Source organism: Pseudomonas sp. MF09156, from assembly GCF_059862305.1.
In genome coordinates this window covers 348,644-366,221 of record NZ_JCBCUR010000004.1, presented here as the reverse complement: position 1 = coordinate 366,221, position 17,578 = coordinate 348,644, and the positions used below count along the sequence as shown (strand labels likewise).

At 63.3% G+C, this 17,578-nt stretch carries 16 protein-coding genes; 6 read left to right on the top strand and 10 right to left on the bottom strand.

Annotated elements, in window-relative coordinates:
- The first annotated feature begins 20 nt into the window (after positions 1-20).
- Positions 21-1,097: a sigma-54 interaction domain-containing protein gene (locus AC19YY_RS13120; protein WP_169953164.1), complete on the top strand. Its 1,077-nt coding sequence runs from the start codon at positions 21-23 to the stop codon at positions 1,095-1,097.
- A 131-nt stretch (positions 1,098-1,228) separates the two neighbouring features.
- On the opposite strand, the gene AC19YY_RS13115 is transcribed toward AC19YY_RS13120, so the two are convergent.
- The 9 genes from AC19YY_RS13115 to AC19YY_RS13075 form a co-directional block, all read right to left on the bottom strand.
- A complete protein-coding gene (locus tag AC19YY_RS13115) occupies positions 1,229-2,542 on the bottom strand; it encodes a carbohydrate porin (protein WP_172311561.1) in 1,314 nt (437 codons plus the stop codon).
- Between the two features lie 192 nt (positions 2,543-2,734).
- Complete coding sequence (gene lra1 / locus AC19YY_RS13110; RefSeq protein ID WP_169953168.1) at positions 2,735-3,505, bottom strand: L-rhamnose 1-dehydrogenase Lra1; 771 nt, start codon at positions 3,503-3,505, stop codon at positions 2,735-2,737.
- A 71-nt stretch (positions 3,506-3,576) separates the two neighbouring features.
- Entirely contained in the window at positions 3,577-4,635 is a 1,059-nt protein-coding gene (gene rhaT, locus AC19YY_RS13105; RefSeq protein ID WP_169953169.1) for an L-rhamnose/proton symporter RhaT, read from the bottom strand.
- Positions 4,636-4,677: 42 nt separating this feature from the next.
- Positions 4,678-4,998: an L-rhamnose mutarotase gene (gene rhaM, locus AC19YY_RS13100; protein ID WP_500604305.1), complete on the bottom strand. Its 321-nt coding sequence runs from the start codon at positions 4,996-4,998 to the stop codon at positions 4,678-4,680.
- Positions 4,998-5,882 carry an amidohydrolase family protein gene (locus AC19YY_RS13095; RefSeq protein WP_500604304.1) on the bottom strand — a complete coding sequence of 295 codons (885 nt, stop codon included), beginning with the start codon at positions 5,880-5,882 and terminating at the stop codon, positions 4,998-5,000. The genes rhaM and AC19YY_RS13095 overlap by 1 nt, the downstream gene beginning before the upstream one ends.
- A 69-nt stretch (positions 5,883-5,951) precedes the next feature.
- The gene (gene aldA, locus AC19YY_RS13090; protein WP_500604303.1) at positions 5,952-7,385 is read right to left on the bottom strand and encodes an aldehyde dehydrogenase; all 1,434 of its coding nucleotides are present in this window, start codon (positions 7,383-7,385) and stop codon (positions 5,952-5,954) included.
- A gap of 10 nt (positions 7,386-7,395) precedes the next feature.
- Positions 7,396-8,196 carry an HpcH/HpaI aldolase family protein gene (locus AC19YY_RS13085; RefSeq protein ID WP_500604302.1) on the bottom strand — a complete coding sequence of 267 codons (801 nt, stop codon included), beginning with the start codon at positions 8,194-8,196 and terminating at the stop codon, positions 7,396-7,398.
- Positions 8,197-8,207: 11 nt separating this feature from the next.
- A complete protein-coding gene (gene rhmD, locus AC19YY_RS13080) occupies positions 8,208-9,392 on the bottom strand; it encodes an L-rhamnonate dehydratase (protein ID WP_169953174.1) in 1,185 nt (394 codons plus the stop codon).
- A 16-nt stretch (positions 9,393-9,408) separates the two neighbouring features.
- Complete coding sequence (locus tag AC19YY_RS13075) at positions 9,409-10,704, bottom strand: MFS transporter (protein ID WP_169953175.1); 1,296 nt, start codon at positions 10,702-10,704, stop codon at positions 9,409-9,411.
- Positions 10,705-10,826: 122 nt separating this feature from the next.
- Between AC19YY_RS13075 and AC19YY_RS13070 the strand changes: the two genes are divergently transcribed.
- The 5 genes from AC19YY_RS13070 (at position 10,827) to AC19YY_RS13050 (ending at position 16,330) form a co-directional block, all read left to right on the top strand.
- Positions 10,827-11,771 (top strand): LysR family transcriptional regulator, encoded by a 945-nt coding sequence (locus AC19YY_RS13070; protein ID WP_169953178.1) that lies wholly within the window; start codon positions 10,827-10,829, stop codon positions 11,769-11,771.
- Between the two features lie 107 nt (positions 11,772-11,878).
- Positions 11,879-12,397: a sigma-70 family RNA polymerase sigma factor gene (locus AC19YY_RS13065; RefSeq protein WP_169953181.1), complete on the top strand. Its 519-nt coding sequence runs from the start codon at positions 11,879-11,881 to the stop codon at positions 12,395-12,397.
- Positions 12,394-13,329 carry a FecR domain-containing protein gene (locus AC19YY_RS13060; protein WP_169953183.1) on the top strand — a complete coding sequence of 312 codons (936 nt, stop codon included), beginning with the start codon at positions 12,394-12,396 and terminating at the stop codon, positions 13,327-13,329. The genes AC19YY_RS13065 and AC19YY_RS13060 overlap by 4 nt, the downstream gene beginning before the upstream one ends.
- Positions 13,330-13,503: 174 nt before the next feature.
- Positions 13,504-15,894, top strand: coding sequence for a TonB-dependent siderophore receptor (locus tag AC19YY_RS13055; RefSeq protein ID WP_500604301.1), 2,391 nt, complete (start codon positions 13,504-13,506; stop codon positions 15,892-15,894).
- Positions 15,895-16,114: 220 nt separating this feature from the next.
- On the top strand, positions 16,115-16,330 hold the full coding sequence (locus AC19YY_RS13050; RefSeq protein ID WP_003173733.1) for a TOBE domain-containing protein: 216 nt from the start codon (positions 16,115-16,117) through the stop codon (positions 16,328-16,330).
- Positions 16,331-16,386: 56 nt separating this feature from the next.
- On the opposite strand, the gene AC19YY_RS13045 is transcribed toward AC19YY_RS13050, so the two are convergent.
- Positions 16,387-17,535, bottom strand: a complete 1,149-nt coding sequence (locus tag AC19YY_RS13045) for a MalY/PatB family protein (RefSeq protein ID WP_172311551.1) — start codon at positions 17,533-17,535, stop codon at positions 16,387-16,389.
- Between the last annotated feature and the right edge of the window lie 43 nt (positions 17,536-17,578).

Here is a 17,578-nt window from a genome sequence, read left to right as displayed (position 1 = left end):
TTTACTGCCAGGAATGCACCATGTCGTTGATCACTCATCCCAATGCCCGCGAATTGACCAAGTCGGTGCGTGCCACCGTGCTGGTGTTCAAGGACCCGCGCTCCCAGGAATTGCTGGCGCGGATCGAGCGCCTGGCGCCCAGCGAGGCCAATACCTTGATCATTGGCGAAACGGGCACCGGCAAGGAACTGGTGGCGCGGCACATCCATAACCTGAGCCGGCGCGGCCGCGAACCGTTTGTGGCGGTGAACTGCGGGGCCTTTGCCGAAACCCTGGTGGAGAGCGAGTTGTTCGGCCATGAAAAAGGTGCGTTCACCGGCGCCACCACCCATAAGGCCGGTTGGTTCGAAGCGGCCAACGGCGGCACGTTGTTCCTCGATGAAATTGGCGATTTGCCGTTGAACATGCAGGTCAAGTTACTGCGGGTGTTGCAGGAGCGCGAAGTGGTGCGCCTGGGCTCGCGCACGCCGATCCCGATCAATGTGCGCCTGGTGGCCGCCACCAACGTCAACCTGGCCGACGCGGTGGTCGCCGGGCATTTTCGCGAGGATCTGTTCTACCGCCTGCACGTCGCGACCATCCGCCTGCCGCCACTGCGCGAACGCCCCGGCGACATCCTGCCCCTGGCGGAGTTTTTCCTCGAAGAACATTGCCAGCGCCTGGGCTACAACCGCGCAAGCCTGAGCCCGGAAGCCGAGCGCAAAATGCTCGAGCACAGCTGGCCGGGCAACATTCGCGAACTGGAGAACGCCATCCACCACGCCTTGCTGGTGTGCCGCAACCAACGGGTGCAGCCTGCGGACCTGCACCTGGTGGACATGCGCTCGTCCGGCATCCGCCAGGACGAAGCCAACCACGCCCTGCCGGCCCCCAGCGGCCCGGTGGACCTGGAAGCGGCGCTCAATGCACTGTTCGAGCAGAACATCCCGGACCTTTACGAGCACATTGAAGAAACCGTGTTTCGTGCAGCGTATCGCTACTGCCATGGCAACCAATTGCAGACCGGGCGCTTGCTCAATATCAGCCGCAACATCGTGCGGGCGCGGCTGGAGAAGATAGGGGAGTTGGGCAAGCCGGCGTTGCTTGAGGGGCAGTGATGAGGTTGGGCCGCCTGGCAGCCGAACCTGTGGGAGCGGGCTTGCCCGCGATGGCGGTATTGGTTGACTGACCGCTATCGCTGGCAAGCCCACTCTTGCAAGGGGGATGCAATTTTGCATTCCCCCAACCCTCAGAAATCGGCAATAAACTGCACCCCACCCACCACCGCTCCACGGGTTTGCGTCACCCCACCCGGATATTTCACATATTGCAGGTTAGGCCGCACCATCAGCCACTGGGTGGCCTGCACGCCGTAGTTGACCTCGTAGCTGTATTCGCGCCGCTGCTCAGGCAGATCCCCTATGCCCGTCACACCCGTGCGTGCGTTGAGTGCCTGGGTGTTGTCGGTATAGCGGTCACTGACCTTAAGTTTCGACGCACCGACGCCAAAAGTGTCATGCGGCCGCGCGTCGAAGGGGCCTCGGTAGATCAGGCCGACCTGCACCAGGCTCTTGATCATGCTTTTGTCCGGGTCGTTCATGGCAAGGTTGGCAAACACGTTGAGCCCGCGTTTGTCGTTGCCATCGACAGTGGTCAGTTGCTGTTGGCCCGACAACCACCAGCCGGCATTGCTCGAATACATCCGGTAGGGTTTCTGGCTGCTGGCTGCATAGTTGCCGTCAGCGTCCTTGAGCATGTCCTGGGTGTCGGCATTGGCGTAGTAGTAGCCGGCGTGGTATTCCGAACTGAGGCCGCCGATGCGCCCCTTCCAGATGGCTTCGACAGGGAAGCTGGTGCCTTGGGAGCCGCTGATGAACGGCTTGAAGCCATTGCTCGCCTCGGCGTTGCCAGGGTTTTTGTCGTAGGCGCCAACCTGCACCGCGAACACGTCGGTGAACTGGTATTTGGCACGCACCGCCCATTGGCTGATGGGGAAACTGTTCCACACGCCATTCCAGTTGCCTTCCTGGGAACCGCACAGGGTCACGTTCTGGAACTCGCAGGGGAACTGGTCAAAGTCCTCGCCATGGCCGAAGCGCCCCAGTTTCACGGCCAGCTTGCGCGCGAAGAACTTCTGCTCGTACCAGAACTGTGACAGGCGCCAGGCATTGCCGCCGCCGAACACTTCCATGGTCGAGGTCAGGCCGGTGGCGTCGGGGTGATGTACGCGATCATTGGTAATGTCCTTGCCATGGCGCTCGCCGATGCCGATGCGCAAGGTTGCGTCCTGCCAGCCCCAGAGTTTTTGCAGGTCCATGGTTACGCCGAGGATCAGTTGATCGCTCCAGCGCGCAGTCATATGGGAGTCATAGCCGCCGCCGAGGTTGGAGCCCACTTCGCCGACGTATTTGAGGGTGAAGTCATAGCCCTGTTCGGCGAGCCGCGGGCGCAGGCCGTTCCAGTCGCCGAGCATGGCCGGGGAGGCAGGGTCCAGCAGGCCGGCGCTCAGGGCGCAGGTGGAAACCGTGCTGCATAGCAGGGCCAGGGGGAGGTTGATGCGCATGAGTGCTCCTTGGTTTTATTGTTGTTATCCGGGGTAAAACACAAATTCCAGGTACACACAGACCTCCAGTGTGGGAGAGGGCTGGCTCGCGATGGCGGTGGTTCAGTGATGAATCGGCTGACTGACACACTGCTATTGCGAGCAAGCCCGCTCCCACATTGGATCTTTGGTGTGTGGGGGCGGTGTCGGGGGTTACTGCAAGTTGACGAACAACCCGCCATCCACCAGCAACGAGGCGCCGGTTACGTAGCGCGCCATGTCCGAGGCCAGGAACACGATCGGCCCGGCGACGTCGTCCGGTTCGCCCAGGCGGCCCAGGGGTGTGCGGGAGGTCATGTAGGCGAGTTTTTCTGCGTCAGCCAGGTCTTGCTTGTTGATGTCGGTGGCGATGGTGCCCGGCAGTACCGAGTTGCAGCGAATGCCATAAGGCCCCAGGGCGATGGCGCAGGATTGCATCAACGAATGCAGGCCGGCCTTGGTCGGGGTGTAGTGGGTCTGCATGCCGCCACCTACCAGGGCGCTGATGGAACTGACGGCAATGATCGCGCCGCCACGGCCCTGGTTCTTCATCTGGTTGGCCGCCGCCTGCACGGCGAAGTAGGCGCCGTTGAGGTTGGTATTGACCGTCTTGAGGTAGACCTCGCGCGGCATGTCGAGGAACGAATGGAACGGGCAGATCCCGGCGTTGTTGACGAACACATCGACACTGCCGAAGGCCTCGACTGCCCCCGCCACCAGCTTGTCGCCGGTGTCCGGGTCGGCGGCATCACCGCCTACTTCAATGGCCTGGCCACCGAACGCGCGGATCTCCTCGATCAACGACAGCGCGGCCTGGGTGCCTTGCGTGCTGGCGCTATGGCCGATCACCACACGGGCGCCCTGGCGTGCACATTCGCGGGCGGCAGCGCGGCCGATGCCACGGGAGGCGCCGGTGATGATCACGGTTTTGTCTGCTAGCAACATGGGAAATCTCCTGGAAAAAATATAACGCTGTTGTAGGAGCAAGCTCGCCCCGACAAAAAGGCATTGCGGCCTCAGCCGAGGTAATTACCGTAGCCAACCATGGCAATGGCGCCGAGGATCACCGCGATCCCGGCCACCAGCACGCCCTTGTTGGCCGTGCTGGTGCCGTGCCATTCGCGAAAGTAGAGGCCCCAGCAATTGGACACAATGATGATGAAAGACATGTGCAACACCCACGAGCTGGCGTCGTTCTGCAGGCGGCTTTCGCCCATGCCGTAGAAAAAGAATTGCAAGAACCACAAGGTCCCGGCGCACGCCACCAGCAGGTAGTTGCGCAATAGCGGGGCGTTGCGGTCGGTGTAGTTGTGGAACGTGCGGTTGCGCCAGTTCAGCCACAGGCACCAGATGCCGTTGGTGGTCAGGCCACCCCACATGATCACCATGAACGTCACGTTGTTCTGGAACAGGCTGTTGGCGCCATGTTCCACGGCGGCGGCGGCCAGTGGGCGCCCGGCGGAAATACCGTAGCTGAAGCAGGCGCTCAACACCCCGGAAATCACCGCCACCAGCATGCCCTTGCCCAGGGCGAACTCGCTGACGCTGGCGAACTTTACCGCCTGGGACACTTCCCGTTCCTTGATCAGCCCGGCCTTGCCGCACACCGCGATGCCGATCAGCGACACGGCCACGCCCCACAGCACCCAATGCCCGCCTTGTGAGGCAAGCATCGAGGTCAGGGTGCCCTCTGTCTCGTGGGTGAACAGGTCGCGGTACAAGGCGGGCATCAGGGCGCCGAGGGCCGAGGTCAGGCCCATGATCAGCGACATGCCCAAAGACAGCCCCAGGTAGCGCATGGTCAGGCCGAACGTCAGCCCGCCGATGCCCCACAGCACACCGAACATATAGGTCCAGAGCAGGGTGCTGGTGTCGGCGTTGCGCAGGATTTCGACCCAGCCGGGCACGGTCAATTGCGCGGCAATCAGCGGCACGATCAGCCACGACACCAGGCCGCCGGTGATCCAGTAGCTTTCCCAGGCCCAGCCACCAACTTTTTTGTAGGGGATGTAGAAACTGCCGGAGGCAAAGCCACCGATCAAATGCAGAATCACACCGAGGAGAATGATTTCCACGTGTTCGAATCCTTTTTATTGTTGTGATGAGGAGCCAATGGCTCAGTCGGGCGTAAGGCTGAACATCGGTTCAAGATCCACGCTGACCGGTGCGTTATCCGCGTGGCTGGGCATGATGTCTTGCATGTATTGCCACCAGCGTTGCATCAGCTCGGTACCGGGCAGGGCGTCCAGGCCGTGCTCATCGGTATGGGTCAACACGGCGAACAGCGCGTTGGTGGACGCGTCGAGGAAGATCCGGTAGTCCAGCACGCCGGCATCGCGCAGGGCCTGGGCCAGTTCCGGCCAGATCTGCTCATGGCGCCGGCGGTACTCGGCAGCCATGCCGGGGTTGAGGTTCATGCGAAAGGCACGGGTCGGCATCAGAGGCCTCCAGGTGGCAGTGTCGGGCTGTAGATACGTACGGCGTTGTGCAGGAAGAATTTTTCCTGCACGGCCTGGGGCTGATCAGCCATGCAGCGTTTGACCAGGCCCAGGGTGGCGGCGAAATCGGCCAGGTGGTCGCTGTTGGGCCAGTCGCTGCCGAAGAAGCAGCGGTCTTCGCCAAACGCGTCCCACAGCACGGCCAGGCGGTCGTTGTAGAACGCGGTGTCGACGATCAAGCCGTTGGGCCCGTGCTGGGGGATTTCTGCCAGTTTGGCGAACACATTGGGCCGTTCGGCCAAGCGCAGCAGGTCGGCGTGGTAGGCCGCTTCCTGGCCCGCAGGGACCTGGGCATTGGGCAGGTGATCGACAATGATGCGCAGCTGCGGCAGGGCGTCGCTCAGGTGCAGCAGGCCCTTGATCAATCGTGGCTCAGGGTTGGCGCTGTCCAGGCACCGCCCGCAATCGGCGAGCTGGCGCAGGCCGTCGATGAACCCTGGACGGGTTTGGTCCACCAGCAAATCACGCTGCCACAGGTTGCCGTAGCGCAGGCCCAGGAACAGCGGCTCGTAGGCGAGCGCGGCAAGGTCGCCGGCAAATTGTGGGTGCAGTGGGTCGAGATTGCCGACAAAGCCAAGCATCCGAGGGTCACTGCGCAGGGTTTGCAGCAACCAATGGTTGTCGTCGCGCCACGGGCTGGCTTCCACGGCGATTGCGCCGATCACCTGGTGTTCGGCGGCCAATGCCCAGTAATCCTTGGGCAGATGCGCGGCGTACAAACGGTTGCCCGGCTCGGGCCACGGGATGCCCTGGGGGCGGCGTGGGTCGAACAGGTGCAGGTGGCTGTCGATGATCGGGCCGTTGTAGAGGTTGGCAATGCTCATTGCGTAATCCTTGTTGGAAGGGGTGGTTGTTGGGGCCGGCACTCCCGTGTCGGCGCCCGTAGCCCCACCTCAGCTCTGCAGGTACACCACATGGGTATGGGTGTATTCGTACAGGCCGTGCTTGCCATCGGCGCCGCCGATCCCGGATTTGCGCACGCCGGCATGGAAGCCCTGCATCGCCTCGAAGTTCTCGCGGTTGACGTAGGTTTCGCCAAAGGCCAACTCGCGCACCGCATGCATGGCCTTGCCCAGGTCACGGGTGTAGATCGAGGAGGTCAGGCCATAGTCGCAGTCGTTGGCCAGGGCGATGGCTTCGTCGAGGTCGTCGATGATTTGGACGGGCAGCACCGGACCGAAGATTTCTTCGCGCATGATATCCATGTCGGCGCGGCCACCGGCCAATACCGTGGGCTGGAAGTGAAAGCCTGCGCCGAGGTCGGCAATCTGTCCGCCCGTGACCAGGCTTGCGCCCTGGGCGAGGGCGGTGCGCACCTTGCGGTTGACGTTGTCCAGGCCCTGGCGGTTGATCAGCGGGCCCATCTCCACATCGGCCTGGGCCAGTGGGTCGCCGTAGCGGGTGGCGGCCATCGCCGCGCTGATGCGCTCGATAAACTGGTCGGCGACGCTGCGCTGCACGTACACCCGTTCGGCGCAGTTGCACACCTGGCCGCTGTTGATGATCCGCGAATCACGGATGGCCTTGACCGCCAGTTCCAGGTCGGCATCGGCCAGGACAATCGCCGGCGCCTTGCCACCCAGCTCCAGGTTGAGCTTGGTGATGTTAGGTGCTGCGGCGGTCATGATCCGCGAGCCGGTGGCGACGCTGCCGGTAAAGCTGATCATGTCCACGCCCTTGTGGGCGGTGAGGGCGCCGCCGACCTGGCCGTCGCCACACACCACGTTGAACACCCCCGCCGGCAGGTCCGTCTCGGCCACCAGCCGGGCGAATTCAAAGCAGTTGTTCGGCGTTTCTTCGCTGGGCTTGATCACGATGGTATTGCCGGTCAACAGCGCCGGGGCCATCTTGCGGGCGATGAGGAAGAACGGGAAGTTCCACGGCAGGATCCCCGCTACCACGCCCAGGGGCTTGCGGAACAGGAAGATGTTTTCGTTGGGCCGGTCGCTGGTGATGATCTCGCCTTCGATGCGGCGCGCCCATTCGGCCATGTAGTCGAGGTAGTCGGCGGTGAAGTTGACTTCAACCTCAGCCAGGCTGCTGATCTTGCCCTGTTCCAGAGTGATGGTGCGGGCCAGGTGGGCGACGTTTTCCCGCAGCTTGGCGGCGATGCGCCGCAAGTGCCCGGCGCGTTCGATGGCCGGTTTGCGCGCCCAGTGCTGTTGCGCGGCGCGGGCGGCGGCCAGGGCCTGGTCGACATCCTCGGCAGTGGCGGCCGGCACTTTGGACAGCAGCGCGCCGGTGGCGGGGTTGAGCACGTCGATGTGGGCGCTGCTTGGGGTAAAGCGGCCGTTGATGAAGTTCTGGTAGACCGGAACGGATGACATGGCAGGCTCCTCAGTAAGTGCGCGACGGCGCTTTCGCGTCGGCGGCAGGGCGGTAGCGGGCAAGGGTGCTCAGGGCGCTCTGGCGCAGCAGGCTGATATCGATCGCCACCGCAATGAAGCGACAGCCCCACGCCTGGTAGCGGCGCGCGTCTTCTTCATTGGGCGCGAGGATGCCGCAGGCCTTGCCCGCCGCCAGGGTGGCGTTGACCGCGTGCTGGATGCGTTCCTGCACTTGGGGGTGGCCAGGGTTGCCCGCATGGCCGAGGCCGATGGACAGGTCGGCGGGGCCGATAAAGACCGCATCCACCCCTTCGACCGCGGCAATCGCCTCGACGTTTTCCACGCCCAGGCGCGACTCCACCTGCACGATCAGGCACAGCTCCTGGTGGGCGGTGGTGAGGTAGTTCTCGACGCCATCCCAGCGCGTGGCGCGGGTCAGGCCGCCGCCCACGCCACGTATACCGTGGGGCGGATAACGCATGGCGCGCACCAGGGCCTGGGCCTGCTCGGCGGTTTCGACCATGGGGATCATCAGGGTCTGCGCGCCGATATCCAGCAGTTGCTTGATCAGGTTGGCATCGCCGCTGACCGCACGCACCACGGGCGCGGTGTTGTAGGGCGCCACCGCCTGCAATTGGCTGAGCACACTGGGTACGGTATTGGGCGCGTGCTCGCCGTCGATCAGCATCCAGTCGTACCCGGTACTGGCGAGGATTTCCGCGCCGTAGCCGCTGGCGAAACCGGCCCAGATCCCGTATTGGCTGGCGTCCTGGCGCAGGCCGGCCTTGAACGCGTTATGAGGCATGTGCATGGCGAGGCTCCTTAGCGGTTATATGGACGATGCAGTTGGCAATCAGGGTTCAGGTCTACGCCGAAGCCTGGCTTGTCGAGCACCGACAAACGCATGCGGCCATTGACCGGGACCGGTTCGCCGAGCAGTTGCGGGTGGAACATCGGCACCACTTCATCGGCCTTGGGCGCCATCATCAAAAATTCGGCAAACGGGCTGTTCTGGCGGGTGGCGACGAAGTGGTAGCTGTAGACCGAGGAACCGTGCGGCACCACCATGGCGTTGTGCGCATCGGCCAGGGCGGAGATTTTCACCAATTCGGTCAGGCCGCCGCACCAGCCCACATCCGGCTGGATAATGTCGCAGCAGCCCATTTCCAGGAGCATGCGAAAGCCCCAGCGGGTCGCTTCGTGTTCGCCGGTGGTGACCAGCATGCCCTTGGGCACGTTATTGCGCAGGGCCGCATAGCCCCAGTAATCGTCGGGGGACAGGGCCTCTTCAATCCATTTCAGGCCGTATTCGTGGGCGCCAATCGCCAGTTTGGTGGCGTAGTTCAGGTCCAGGCTCATCCAGCAGTCGAGCATCAGCCAGAAGTCCGGGCCGACCCGTTCACGCATGCTCGCCAGCTCTTCGAGGTTCTTGCGCAGGCCTTCCTCACCTTCGGCCGGGCCGTGGTGCAGGGGCATCTTGCCGCCGATAAAGCCCATCTTCTGCGCCAGGTCCGGGCGCGCGCCGGTGGCGTAGAACTGCAATTCATCGCGCACCGCGCCGCCGAGCAATTGATGCACCGGTTCCTGGCGGATCTTGCCGAGCAGGTCCCACAGCGCCAGGTCGACCCCGGAGATGGTGTTGATCACCAGGCCCTTGCGCCCGTAGTACAGGGTGGACTGGTACATCTGGTCCCAGATTTTCTCGATATCGGTCACCCGCGCGCCCTCAAGGAAGCGCGCCAGGTGTTTCTCGACGATATAGGCCGCAGGCTCGCCGCCGGTGGTCACGGCAAACCCGACAGTGCCGTCGCTGGCTTCTACTTCCACGACCAACGTGCCGAGCACGTTGATGCCGAAACTGCGGCGGCTCTGGCGGTACTCGGGGTATTTGCTCATGGGTGTGGCGATGTGGTCGTCGATCCAGTGGCCGTCGGCCTGGTCGTGGTAATCCGCGCCGCCGCCACGCAAGACAAAGGCGCGCACGTGTTTGATGGTGATGTTGCCCATGGTGTGACTCCTGGAGTTAAACAGTGGCCGGCGTGTTCGACGCTGTGTGGCCGGGGGAGTGGATACCCAGCACCAGCAATGCAGCCAGTACCGTGGTGGCAGACAGTAGGTACAGGCCGGCTGCCGGGGAGTGGAAGGCGGTTTCCGCCCAGTTTTTCAGGACCGGCGCGATAAACCCGCCCAGTGCGCCAAAGGAGTTGATCAGGGCAATGCCCGCCGCCGCCGCGCTACCGGCCAGGTAGCTGGAGGGGAAGGTCCAGAACACCGGCTGCACCGCGATGAATCCGCTGGCGGCAAAGCACAGGGCGAGCATGCCCAGCAACGGGTTGGCGAAGGTGACCGAGCAGGCGATGCCGGCGGCGGCCATCACCAGGGTCAGGGACGCGGTACGCCGGCGCTCGCCGCTGCGGTCCGAATAACCGGGGATCCACCACGCGGCGAACAGCGCGCAGACCCAGGGAATCGCCGAGACCAACCCGACCATCAGGCCGACCTTGGTGCCGAGCAGGCCACTGACCTGGGTTGGCAGGTAAAACACCACGCCGTAGACACTGGCCTGGATCAGCAGGTAGATCAGGCACAGGTACAGCACCGACGGCTGGCACAGCACGCCGAGCAGGCTGCGGCCATGGGAGCCTTTGTGCTGGTCTTCTGCATCCAGCAGGTCCTGGATCTGGCGGCGCTCTTCAAGGCTCAGCCACTTGGCGTCGGCGGGGCGATTGTCCAGGTACCAATAGGCCCAGATGCCCACCGCCGAAGCCATCAGGCCTTCCACGGCGAACAGCCACTGCCAGCCGTGCAGGCCGACGAAACCGTCCATTTCCAGGAGCAGGCCAGACAGCGGGCTGCCAAAAATAAAGGCCAGGGGCGCGCCAAAATAGAAGAAACCCATGGCCTTGCCACGCGCGGCCTGGGGAAACCAATAGGTGAGGTAGAGGATCACGCCGGGGAAAAAACCGGCTTCGGCCACGCCCAGCAGGAAGCGCAGGATGTAGAAGCTGGTTTCGTTATGGGCAAACACCATGGCCGCCGAGACCAGGCCCCAACTGACCATGATCCGGCACATCCACAGGCGGGCGCCGACGCGATGCAGGATCAGGTTGCTCGGTACTTCGAGCAACGCGTAGCCAACAAAAAACACCCCGGCGCCAAAGGCGAAGGCGGCGTCGCTCAGACCGGTGTCGGCCTGGAAGGCTTGTTTGGCGAACCCGACGTTGGCGCGGTCGAGGAAGGCCATGATGTACATCAGCAGCAAGAAGGGCAGGAGCCGCCAGGAAATCTTGGCGAGCAGGGACGCGGGCAGGGTGGTCATCTGGAAATCCTTTTGTAAGGCTTTGTTCTTATGGGCCGGACTGTACGGCGGCCGAGCAATGCGCTACAAATCGAATCTCGCTTACAAGCGATAACCTCAGGGTATCGATAACAAGGAAAAAAATGAGTAGTCCGCTGATTTCCCGCAGCCTGTTCAACCGCCTGCGCTACAAGCATCTGCATATGCTGGTGGCCTTGAGCTCCAGCCAGAACCTGCACCGTGCCTCCCAGGCCCTGAACATGTCGCAGCCGGCTGCCACCCGCATGCTGCGCGAGATCGAGGACATGTTTGCCTGTGACCTGTTCGAGCGCCTGCCCCGTGGCATGCGCCCGACGGCGCTGGGCAAGGAGTTGATCCGCTTTGCCGAATCGGCCCTCAGTGGCCTCGACCGCTGCGCCGAAGACCTGATGGCGCGCCAGCAGGGCGGTTATGGCTACCTGGCAATCGGCACCATCATGGGCGCCGCGCCGGACCTGGTGATGGACTCGATTGCGCAGATCAAATCCCTCAACCCGCAACTGCGCATCCGCATCATGGGCGACACCAGCGACCAGGTGATCCAGTTACTGGAACAGGGGCGCATCGACCTGGCCATCGCCCGGCGCAACGCCGCCACCGACAGCGAACACTACAGCTTCGAGCCGCTGGGCAACGAGCGCTTGCTGGTGGTGGTGCACGCCGGGCACCCGCTGGCGCAGCGTGCGAGCCTGCCGTTGGCCGAGTTGGTCAGCGACTGGCCGTGGATCCTGCAACCGGAAAGCAGCCCGGCACGCATCGGTTTTGACGAAGCGTTGCAGCACCTGGCCCTGCCGCTGCCGGCGGACATCATTGAATGCAGCTCGGTGTATTCCATGCAGCAACTGATCCAACTGACCGACGCGATCATGGTGCTTTCCGAAAGCGCACTGCGCGATTACCTGAAGATGGGCCTGGTGGTGCAGTTACCGGTGGAGCTGGAGGTGACGCTTGCGCCATTTGGCATCTTGCTGCGCAAGGGTGAACCGGTGAGCCGTGAGTTGGGGTTGTTTATAGATTTGCTGCGTTACAAGGCCAGGGCGCTTGATTAACCGCCTCCGCCCGTCTATCCGGGAAAAAGAACATGGTATGCGCCAGGGATATTAAATAGAATGAATCTCATTTGAGACTCACTCGCGCCGCCCAGGGTTCGCTTGCCATGAATGATGCTGTATCGCCAACGATCACCGCCGAACCCAGCCTGAGCACCTTGTACCGCGACCACCGCAGCTGGCTGGAAAGCTGGCTGCGCCGGCGCCTGGGCAATGCCTGGGATGCTGCCGACCTGAGTCAGGATACGTTCCTGAGGGTACTGGCCAGCGCCCAGCCGGTGGCGCAATTGCAGGAACCACGGGCCTATCTGGTGACAGTGGGCAAGCGCCTCCTGGTCAATTTTCATCAGCGCCGCAGCCTGGAGCAGGCGTACTTGAATGCCCTGGCGCGCTTGCCCGAAGACTGCGCTCCCTCGCCGGAGCAGCGTTGGTTGCTGCTGGAAACCCTGCACGCCCTGGACGAACTGCTCGACGGCCTGGCGGCCCCGGTGCGCCGGGCGTTCCTCTGGAGCCAGCTCGAAGGCCTGGGCTATCGGGAGATTGCCGAGCGTCTCAAGGTTTCGGAACGTACGGTCAAGCGTTATATGGCCCAGGCCTACGAACATTGCCTACTGGTGGAACTGTGAGCCGCACCGCACCGGATGTAGCGCGGGCAGCCGCGCAGTGGTTGGCGTTGCTGGAATCCGGCACGGCCGGCGAGCGTGACCATGACGGTTTGCAGCAATGGCGCGACAGTCACCCCCAGCACGAACAAGCCTGGCAAAAGGCGCAGTTGCTGCGCCAGCGGTTTGCCGAGTTGCCATCCTCCCTGGCCATGGCCAGCCTCGACCGCCCGCAACCTGGCCGGCGCGCGGTGCTCAAGCGCGCCCTGGGCGTGGCGGCACTGGTGCCGGCGGCCTGGTTGCTCAGTCGCCAGTTGCCCATCGACGTGTGGCGTGCCGACCTGCATACCGCCACCGGCGAGCGCAAACGCGTGCCGTTGGCCGATGGCAGCGCCCTGCAACTGAACACCGCCAGCGCGGTGGATGTGGACCTTCCTCGGCGACGCCTGACCCTGGTCGATGGCGAGATGGCGCTGAATGTGCCTGGCCCGTCGGCGCTGACCGTACACACCCGCTATGGCCAGGTCATCGCCAGCCAGGCCGAGGTTTGCGTGCGCCAACTGGCGGACGCGTGCCTGGTGTCGGTGCTCAAGGGCCAGGTGCAAGTGCAAGATGGATCGGGGCGTAGTACCTGGCTGCACAGCGCGCAACAAATACGCTTACAACCGTCGGGGTTGGGCGCGCCGCTGCCGTTCGACGTGCTGCAACTGGGCTGGCGCGATGGGGTGCTGACCGCGCAGAACCAAGGGCTGGGCGATTTCCTGCGCGAGCTGGATCGCTATCGCCCGGGCGTGCTGCGTTGGGACCCGCGCCTGGAAACCCTGCGCGTGACCGGCAGTTTCCGCCTGGACGACACCGACCGCATCCTCAGCCTGCTGGCCACCACCCACGGGCTACACGTGCAGTTTCGCACCCGTTATTGGGTCACGCTGGCATCGCGCAAAACCCCGGTTTGACCACCCCCCAATGTGGGAGCGGGCTTGCCCGCGATCGCGGTGCATCAGTCACCCCATGTATCGACTGACACTCAGCCATCGCGGGCAAGCCCGCTCCCACAGGGTAAGACCGTGTCCCTTTTTTTCGTCTCGCCTGTCATCCAAGGCAAGTGAACGAAAACAGAGAGCCTTTTAATGCCCGTCGTCCCGCCATCGTTGTTGCGCCTGAGTCTGGTGCTGAGCCTGAGTGCCAGCCCGTTGTTCATTCCTGTGAGCTGGGCCGAGGACGCGGCCCGGCGCAGTTACCAAGTGCCCGGCGGTAGCCTGGGCAGTGCCTTGACCCGATTTGCCGGGTTGGCCGGGGTCAATCTGTCGGTGGACCCGGCCCTGGTCAGTGGCCGCCAAAGCGCCGGGATCTCTGGTGAGTTTGCCGTCGAGGAAGGTTTTGCCCGGCTGCTGCAAGGCTCAGGCCTGCAATTGCAGGCAGTGGGGGAGCGTGCCTACACCCTGATCCCCGCCCCCCAGGGCGATGCCTATCAGTTGCCAGCCACCTCGATTCTTGGGCTGGCGAACACACCCGTCGCCCAAACCTACGCCGGTGACCAGGTCACGCGCAAAGGTGCGCAGGGCATGCTCGGCGACGGCGATTTTATGGATACGCCGTTCAACCTCACCTCCTATACCGCCAAGGCCGTGAAAAACCTGCAGGCGCGCACCCTCGGCGAGATGGTTGCCAGTGACCCTTCGGTGCGCATCACCAACCCGGCGGGTGGGCGTTTCGAGCAGTTCTCGGTGCGCGGTTTCAGCTTGTTCAACAGTGATGTGTCCTACGGCGGCCTGTACGGCGTGCTGCCGACCTACGCCATCGACATGGAAATGGTCGAACGCGTCGATATCCTCAAGGGCCCCGGTGCCTTGCTCGGTGGCATTGCGCCCCGGGGCAGTATCGGCGGCGGGATCAATATCGAGCCCAAGCGCGCCGCCGACACACCGCTCACCGAGTTCACCGGCAGTTATGCCTCGGCCGGGCAGTTCGGTGGCGCGGTGGATATCGGCCGGCGGTTTGGCGATGAGCAGCAGTTTGGCGTGCGCTTCAATGGCGTGAAGCAAGCCGGCGATACCGAGTGGGACCATCAGGAGGTCGACCGCGAAATGACGGTGATCGGCCTCGACTATCGCAAGGAGCGGGTGCGCCTGTCCCTCGACCTCGGGCGCCAGGAACGCACCGCCGACGCACCCCAGGAACGCGTGGAGATCGCCAAGGGTAGCGTGATGCCCAAGGCCCGCGATATCCGCGACAACTTCGCCCAGTCCTGGACTTATTCCCATACCAAGGACACTTTTGGCGCGGTGCGTGGCGAGTTCGATGTCAGTGATTCACTGATGGTCTACGCCGCTGCCGGCGCACGCAAAGGCAACTACGACTTCCTGCGCCATGGCGTGCAGGCGACCCAGAGCAATGGCGACTTCACCGTAGTGCCGCGCAGTTTCCGCCGCGACGAAGACGTCAAGACCGTCACTGTCGGTGCGCGCAGTTGGTTCGACACCGGCCCGGTGGGGCACACCCTCAATGTCAGCCTCAATCAGTTCAACATGGATTTCGACAATGCCGGCGAGCGCTACACCCCCGGCAAGAGCAATCTCTACCACCCGGTGGTCTTGCCCCACCCAGGCCAGGCTGTGCGCTGGGACACCAGCACCCACACCGAAAACCGCTTCACCAGCCTGGCCCTGGCCGACACCCTGGCGTTGTTCGATGAGCGCGTGCTGCTGACCCTCGGCGCGCGCCTGCAAAAGGTCCAGGTCACCTCCTGGAGCAACGGCATCAAGGATCAGCCGGAGTACGACGAACAGGCGACCTCGCCGGCCCTGGGCCTGGTGGTGAAAGTCACCGACCAGTTGTCCCTGTACACCAACTACATGGAGGGCTTGAGCCAGGGCGAGACCGCGCCTTCGAGTGGGGTGCGCAATGAAAACGCGATCTTCCCGCCGACCAAGAGCAAGCAGGTGGAAGTCGGCGCCAAGTACGACATGGGCAGCTTTGGCCTGACCGCCAGCGTGTTCCAGATCAAACAGCCGGCCTATGGCATCGACAGCCAGGGCTTCTTCAAACCCAACGGCGAGTTGCGCAACCAGGGTGTGGAATTGAACGTGTTTGGCGAGCCCCTGGCGGGCGTGCGCCTGCTCGGCGGGGTGATGCTGCTCGACAGCGAGCAGACCAAGACCGCCCAGGGCCTGACTGACGGCAAGCGCGGCACCGGTTCGCCGATTGCCAACGTCAACCTGGGGGCCGAATGGGACATCCCGCGCCTGCAAGGCCTGACCCTGACCGCCCGGGCGATTCACACCGGCGCGCAGTACCTGGATGCAGCCAACCAGCAGAAGATCGATGGCTGGGAACGCTATGACCTGGGGGCGCGCTATACCTTCAAGTTCAAGGAAAACCCGGTGACCCTGCGCGCTACCGTGGAGAACGTGCTGGACACCACCTATTGGGCCTCGGCTGCAACCTCCAGCGACAGCGCGCCTGGCCTGACCCTGTCTACGCCGCGCACATGGCTGGTGTCGGCAACAGTAGGTTTTTGACCAAACCCATGTAGGAGCCGGCTTGCCGGCGATGGCGCCCGTGAATCATGTGCTGAGTTCAAGGACGCCATCGCCGGCAAGCCGGCTCCTACAGGGTTTTGCATATGTTTATATGGAATAAATAAATAGTTATTTATTCCTTTTGTTGTTGGTGGGAATGGCGCATTTTGAGGGCCTGCGCATTCGTGCGGATTGACCCAACCGTAAAAGGAAAACCGACATGACCATCAAAGCGATCAACGTGCGCAACCAGTTCAAGGGCGTGATCAAGGAAATTCTGCTGGGCGAGGTGGTGTCCGAAATCGACGTGCAGACCGCGTCCGGGATTGTCACTTCGGTGATCACCACCCGTTCGGTGCGCGACCTAGAATTGAAGGTGGGCAGCGAAGTGATTGCCTTCGTCAAATCCACCGAAGTGTCCATCGCCAAGCTCTGAACCCAAACTTGCGCATACCTTTATAGGCGCCGGCAAGCCTGCGCCTACACGGGTGTTCAGCGGTTTTTCAGGCTGCGTTCCAGGCGTGAAATACCTTCTTCGAGCAACGCCCGCGGGCAGCCGAAGTTCAAGCGCACGAACTGCTGGCTGTCATCGCCAAATTCCACGCCTGCACTCAAGCCTACCTTGGCCTGCTCCAGGAAAAACCGCTGCGGGTCTTCCAGGCCCAGGGCGCTGCAATCGAGCCAGGCCAGGTAAGTGCCTTGCGGGGCATGCATGGTCACCCCCGGCAGGCGTTTTTGCACTGCATCCAGCAGGTAGTCGCGGTTGCCTTGCAAGTACGCCAGCAACGCCTTCAACCATTCACCGCATTGGCTGTACGCCGCCCAGGTGGCTTCCAGGCCCAGGGGGCTGACACTGTCGACCATGCCGCAGCGCGCCTTGTTGAAGCGCTCGCGGATGACTGGATCCTGGACTATCGCAAAGCAGGTCTTCAGGCCGGCGACGTTGTAGGCCTTGCTGGCCGACATCAGGGTAATGGTGCGCCGGGCGATCTCTGCGCTCAGCGATGCGGTGGGGATATGCCGGCGCCCGTCAAAGCACAGCTCGGCATGGATTTCGTCAGAGATAATCAGCGTGCCCTGTTCCAGGCAGGCAGTGGCCACCGCCAGCAATTCCTCGCGGGCGAACACCTTGCCCAGGGGGTTGTGGGGGTTGCTCAACAGCAAGGCACCGGCACCTTTCAAGGCCTGGCGCAAGGCGGGCAGGGGGGTGAGGTATTCGCCCTGGGCGCTCAGTTCAAACGGCACTTCGATCTTCGGCAGGTTCCAGTTGCCGGCCGCATGGCGCAGCGGCGCGTAGTTGGGAGTCTGCAAGACCACCGACTGGCCCGGTTGGACAAAGGCGTGCAGGGCCATGTTGAAACCCGGCTCGACGCCCGGCAGGAATAACAGTTCATCGGGCTGCACGCGCCAGGCGTACTTGTCCCACAAGTCGCTGATGATCGCTTCGCGCACTTCTGGCCGGGCAACGCTGTAGCCGAGCATTTGCTGGTCCAGGCGCGCGTGCAGGGCCGTGAGGATCGCCGGTGGGGCGGCGATGTCCATGTCGGCAATCCACATCGGCAAGACGTCTTCGGGGTAGCGGCTCCACTTGGTGCTGCCGGTGCCGAGGCGAGGGTGGATCGTGTCGAAATCAAAGCTCATGGGGGCGCTCGTGTCAGGAAGGCGGGCGAAGAATCGCGTCGAT